Annotated in this window: 4 protein-coding genes and 1 pseudogene; all 5 read left to right on the top strand. The window is 72.8% G+C overall.

The annotated features are described in order from the left end of the window. Positions 1-370 (top strand): annotated as a pseudogene (locus ON36_RS26910) (hypothetical protein); the annotation flags it as partial. A 13-nt stretch (positions 371-383) separates the two neighbouring features. Continuing rightward, positions 384-2,309 carry a dynamin family protein gene (locus tag ON36_RS26905; RefSeq protein ID WP_083885448.1) on the top strand — a complete coding sequence of 642 codons (1,926 nt, stop codon included), beginning with the start codon at positions 384-386 and terminating at the stop codon, positions 2,307-2,309. Between the two features lie 87 nt (positions 2,310-2,396). Then, complete coding sequence (locus ON36_RS26900; protein ID WP_373281848.1) at positions 2,397-3,944, top strand: dynamin family protein; 1,548 nt, start codon at positions 2,397-2,399, stop codon at positions 3,942-3,944. Positions 3,945-4,052: 108 nt separating this feature from the next. Next, on the top strand, positions 4,053-4,430 hold the full coding sequence (locus ON36_RS26895) for a transposase (RefSeq protein WP_083885447.1): 378 nt from the start codon (positions 4,053-4,055) through the stop codon (positions 4,428-4,430). A 372-nt stretch (positions 4,431-4,802) separates the two neighbouring features. Beyond that, on the top strand, positions 4,803-5,312 hold a 510-nt coding region (locus tag ON36_RS35930; RefSeq protein ID WP_043659211.1), incomplete at its 3' end, for an IniB N-terminal domain-containing protein.

The following is a 5,312-nucleotide window of genomic DNA, read 5'->3' as shown; positions in this document are numbered from 1 at the left end:
GGTCGGCGGCGTCGCCGACACCGCGACCGGCGCGCTCGGCGGCGTCACCGGCGCCCTGGATTCCGGCTACGACCACGGCACCGCGGCCACCGACTACGGCTACGACACCGGGACGACGGCGGCGGACTCCGGCTACGCGGCGGGCACGGGCGCGGCGGACACCGGGCACAGCACGTGGCAGTCGGTCGATCCGAACGGCGCGTTCGGCCCCGGCCTGACGGGCGGCGTCACCGACACGGTCGGCGGCGTGACCGGTGGCCTGCTCAGCGGCGGCGACGCCACCGGCACCACCTCGGGCACGACGACCGATCACACCACCGACACCGGCCATACCGGTCACGACGGTGGCCTGCTCGGCGGCGTCCTCTAGAAAGCCGGCGGCCATGACCACTCCGGTCCGGAGGCCCGCGGCACCGTCGGCAGCGACCCCGCTGCTGACGGTGCTGGGCGACACGATCACGGCGGCCCGCGCCGCCGACCGCGACGACCTGGTGACCCGGTTGGAGGCCGCCGCCCGGCGGTTGCGCGACCCGCGCCGCCGGATCGTGGTCACCGGTCAGCTCGACCAGGGCAAGAGCCGGTTCGTCAACGCCCTGCTCGGCCAGGACATCTGCCCGGTCGGCGACGGCGAGACCACCCGGGTCCCGCTGCTGCTCGAACACGGCCCGGCGGCCCGCGCCGAACTGGTGCTGACGGCGCCCGGCGCGGGGGAGACCCGGGTGGAGATCCCGTTCGCCGAGATCGGCGCGATCACGCCGCAGACGCCGTACGCGCAGGGCAGGCAGGTCGTGCGGATCGAGGCGAAGGCGCCGAACCAGATGCTCGGCGAGGGGATCGTCCTGCTGGACACCCCCGGTGTCGGCGGGCACGGGAACTCCTGGGCGTCTTCGGTTCTCGGCATGGTGCCCGCCGCGGACGCGGTGCTGCTGATCAGCGACGCCTCCACCGAGCTGACCGCGCCGGAGGTGTCGTTCCTGCGTCAGGTGCGGGAGATGTGCCCGACGGTGGCGGTGGTGCTGACCAAGGTCGACCTGTATCCGCACTGGCGCCAGGTGGCCGATGCCGATCGCGCGCATGTCGCCCGCGCGGGGCTCGACGTGCCGCTGATCCCGGTGTCGGCCCTGCTGCGGTCGCACGCGCTGCGGTTGCAGAACGTCCAGCTGGGTCGCGAGTCCGGCTTCGGCCCGCTGTTCGGGTTCCTCAAGGAGCAGGTGGTCGCCCGCGATCAGGTCGCCGCGCAGATCGCCGTCGCGCGCGAACTGCATTCGGCGGCGGAACATCTGGCGTTGGCGCTGGGCAGCGAGCTGCTGGCGCTGAGCGATCCGGAACGCGCCGACGCCGCGGTCCGCGAGCTGCAGATCGCCCGCACCACCGCCGAGGACCTGCGCCGCAGCTCCGGCTACTGGCAGCAGACCCTCAACGACGGCATGACCGACCTGATGATCGACATCGATCACGATCTGCGCGAACGGCTCCGCGCGGTCGCGCACACGGCCGAGGACTGGATCGACGGCCACGACCCGGCCCGGCACTGGCAGGCGATCGCCGAATGGCTCACCGGCACGGTCGACACCGCCCTCGGCGACAACCTGCTGTGGACCTACGCGCGGGCCGAGACGCTGGCCGAGCGGGTCGCCGAGCACTTCGGCAAGGAGGGCGCGGTCGACCTGCCCGACGTCGACGCGACCATGGACTCCGAGGGCAAGGGGGCGGGCGCGAGCACCCTGTCCGAGCTGGAGCCCGACATCAGCGCCGCCAGCAAGGTGCTGGTCGGCCTGCGCGGCTCCTACGGCGGCGTGCTGATGGTCGGCCTGGCCTCGACGTTCGCCGGCCTCGCCCTGCTGAATCCGCTGTCGATCGGCGCGGGCGTGCTGGTGGGCGGCAAGGCCTACAAGGACGACAAGGACGCGCGGCTGTCGCGCAAACGCGCGGAGGCCAAGGCCGCGGTGCGCCGGTTCGTCGACGACGTGGCCTTCCAGGCGGGCAAGGAGACCAAGGCCAGGATGAACCGGATCCACCGCGCGCTCCGTGATCACTACACCGGGGTCGCCGATCGCAGCCTGCGGTCGATCGACGCGTCGCTGCGCGCGGCGCAGGAGGCGGCGAACTCGGCGGTCGCGGGCAAGTCCGACCGGAAGCTGGCGCTCGAGCGTCAGCTGGTCGCCGTGGCCGAACTGCGCCGCTACGCCGACGGCACGCTCGAACTGGCCGCGCCGGGGCGCAGGCCGCGGGCGTGGCAGGCGCCGTCGGCCGAGGTCCGGCCGGTCGACGTGGCGGACCCGCGCCCGTCGGGCCGTCACGCCAAGTGATCGTCCGCCCCGCGAGCTGACCGGAATCGTTCGCGGGGCGTGACCCTGTACGGGGCGCGTGCGGGGAGCGCGGATTAGGGTGGTCGAGTGGGTACCAGCGTTGATCCAGTGCAGGCCGGCCGCGCGGCGCCGGACATCCTCACCGAGGCGCAGCAGCTGGTCCACACCGCGGCGATCGAACTCGGCCGCCATCCCCAGGCCCGCGACCTGCTCGACGCCTGCGCCGACCGGCTCGGCCAGCCCCTGCGCGTCGCGCTGGCGGGCTCCATCAAGGCGGGCAAGTCGACGCTGCTCAACGCGCTCATCGGTCAGAGCGTCGCCCCGACCGACGCCACCGAGTGCACCCGGGTCGTCACCTGGTACCGCAACGGCGCGACACCGGCGGTGACCGCGTACGCCGAGGACGGCGCCGCCGCGCACGTGGTGGTCCGCCGCGGCACGGGCGCGCACGGCCTCACCTTCGACATGACCGGCCTGCGCTGGAATCCGCCCGGCGAACGGGCCGTCGACCACCTCGAGGTCCGGTGGCCGACCGCCGAGCTCGCGCGAACCACGATCATCGACACCCCCGGCACGTCCTCGCTGTCCCGGGAGGTCTCCCAGCGGACGCTGCGTCTGCTGACCCCCGCGGCCGAGACCGGCGAACCCGACCCGCTGACCGTCACCCCGGGCGCCGACGCGGTGGTCTACCTGCTGCGCCGCCTCGACGCCACCGACGTGCAGTTCCTCGAGCAGATCGGCACCGGCGGCGCGGCGGGCCCGCTCGGTGTGGTCGGCGTGGTGTCGCGCGCGGACGAGATCGGCGCGGGCCGGATGAACGCGTTGCAGTCCGCGCGCGAGGTCGCCGCCCGTTTCGCCACCGAGCTCGAGCGGACCGGCCTGTGTCAGGCGGTGATCCCGGTTGCGGGTCTGCTCGCCTTCGCCGCGGCCACCCTCACCCAGCCCGAGTTCGCCGCCTTCGAGGCGCTGGCGACGCTGCCGCCGGAGTCGCTGGAACTGGCGATGCTGTCGGCCGATAGATTCGCGCGCCCCGATATCGCCCTACCCGTCCCCCCGGCGCTGCGCGCGCAGCTGGCCGACCGGTTCGGCATGTTCGGGGTCCGGATGGCGACCGAGCTGGTGCGCACCGGTGTCCGCGACGCGACCCGGCTGTCGGCGGAACTGTCGGCGCGCAGCGGCATCGACGAGCTGCGCACGGTGCTCGACGTGCAGTTCGGCCAGCGGACCGACCAGCTCAAGGGCCATTCCGCGCTCAACACCCTCGACCGGGTTCTCGCCGCCGTGCCCGGGACGCCCGCCGACCGGCTGCGGCCCCGCGTCCGCACCCTGCTGGCCGACGTGCACGGTTTCGCCGAGTTGCGGCTGCTCGGCCGGTTGCGCGCCGACGAGCTCCCGCTGCCGGAGGCCGACGTCGCCGAGCTGGTCCGGCTGATCGGTGGGGCGGGCGTCGCCCCGCACGTCCGGCTCGGCCTGCCCCCCGACGCCGACACCGCGACGCTGCGCGCGCACGCGCTCGCCGCGGTCCGGAAATGGCGCGGCCGCTCCCGCCACCCCCTGGCGGATCGGGCGACCGCCGCCGCCTGCGCCACGGCCGCGCGCAGCGCCGAGGGGACTCTGGCGCAGTTGCCCGGTTGATTTCCTCACATCCTTCGCAGGCAAAACGCCAGGTGGCTGTCTCCCAATAGTTTCTGGTGGGCTCGCCGTGTGCGGGCCGACCGTATAGGGCATGATGTTGCGGTGCCGATGACCGACGACGAGCAGTTCCGGGTGCTCACCGACGCCCAGTGGGAGCTGGTCGCGTTGCTGCTCCCGAAATCCGAAGGTCGCGTTGGCCGCAACTTCGCCAATAACCGTCCGGTGGTGGAGGGGATGCTGTTTCGCCTGCGTACGGGCATCCCCTGGCGGGATCTGCCCGAGCGGTTCGGCCCCTGGCAGACGGTGTGGAAGCGCTATCGCCGCTACGTCACCGACGGCACCTGGGATCGGATTCTCACCGCGCTGACCGCGTTCGCCGACGTCACGGGCGATCTCGCCTGGGTGGCGGCGATGGAGCATGTGACCTGTCGCACAGTGGCTTCCGCGCCTACTCGCGGGCTGGACGAGCCCGACTGCCTGGTGTGATCCGGGCCACCCGGTGATAGCTGGGGGGCAACTCGTCTGGGCATTCCGGTGAGTTCTGTTGCCCCGGAAGACCTGCGGAAATGGTCGAAACCCGCCCGGGAAAACCCTTGCACGCGGAATGAACTCACCGTCCCCGGGCGCGCGCCGCGCATTGGACAATTGACCAGAATCCGCGAAAGGCATTAGGAGACAGACGTCCCCACCCCGCACAGCTCTTCGCAAATTAGGGGGTACCCCCACGTAACACTTCGGTCCCGATCCACCGAATAGCAATCCGAACACTCGCTCGGCCAAGCGTGGACAAGTATTTCCCCCGACACATGAGTACGGATCCGGTGCCGACGCCCCCGATCTGGAGGAGCTGATTCCCCCATGACCCCGAATGCCATCCTGGAGTTCATCCTCGACCTGCTGCGCAACCCCGCCGCGGCCGCGCAGTACTGCTCCAATCCGGCTCAGGCTCTTGCCGATGCGGGTCTGCAGGTGACGCCCGAGGACATCGCCCTCTGCGCTCCCATGATCGACGCCTCGTCCCTGGTCGGCGGCGGCTCCCAGCTCCAGGCGATCATCGCCGCGGGCACCGGCGCGGCCTCCGCCGCCCACCTGACCGCCGCGACCGCGGCGGGCGCGAACGCGGGCGCCTCCGCCTTCGCCGACACCGACGTCTCCACCGCCTTCGGCCTCGGCACCCAGGCATCCACCGCCGTCGACATCGACGCCCTCTCCGACATCTCGGTAGACCTCGGCGCCGGCCTCGGCACCACCATCGACGCCTCCGCCGGACTCGGGGCCGGCCTGGACGCGGCCCTCAACGGCGCCGCCTCCGCGGGCGTCGGCCTCGGCGCGGCCCTCAACGGTGCCGCCTCCGCGGGCGTCGGCCTC

Source organism: Nocardia thailandica NBRC 100428 (assembly GCF_000308795.1).
Lineage (GTDB): Bacteria > Actinomycetota > Actinomycetes > Mycobacteriales > Mycobacteriaceae > Nocardia > Nocardia thailandica.
This window is presented reverse-complemented; position numbering and strand designations above follow the sequence as displayed.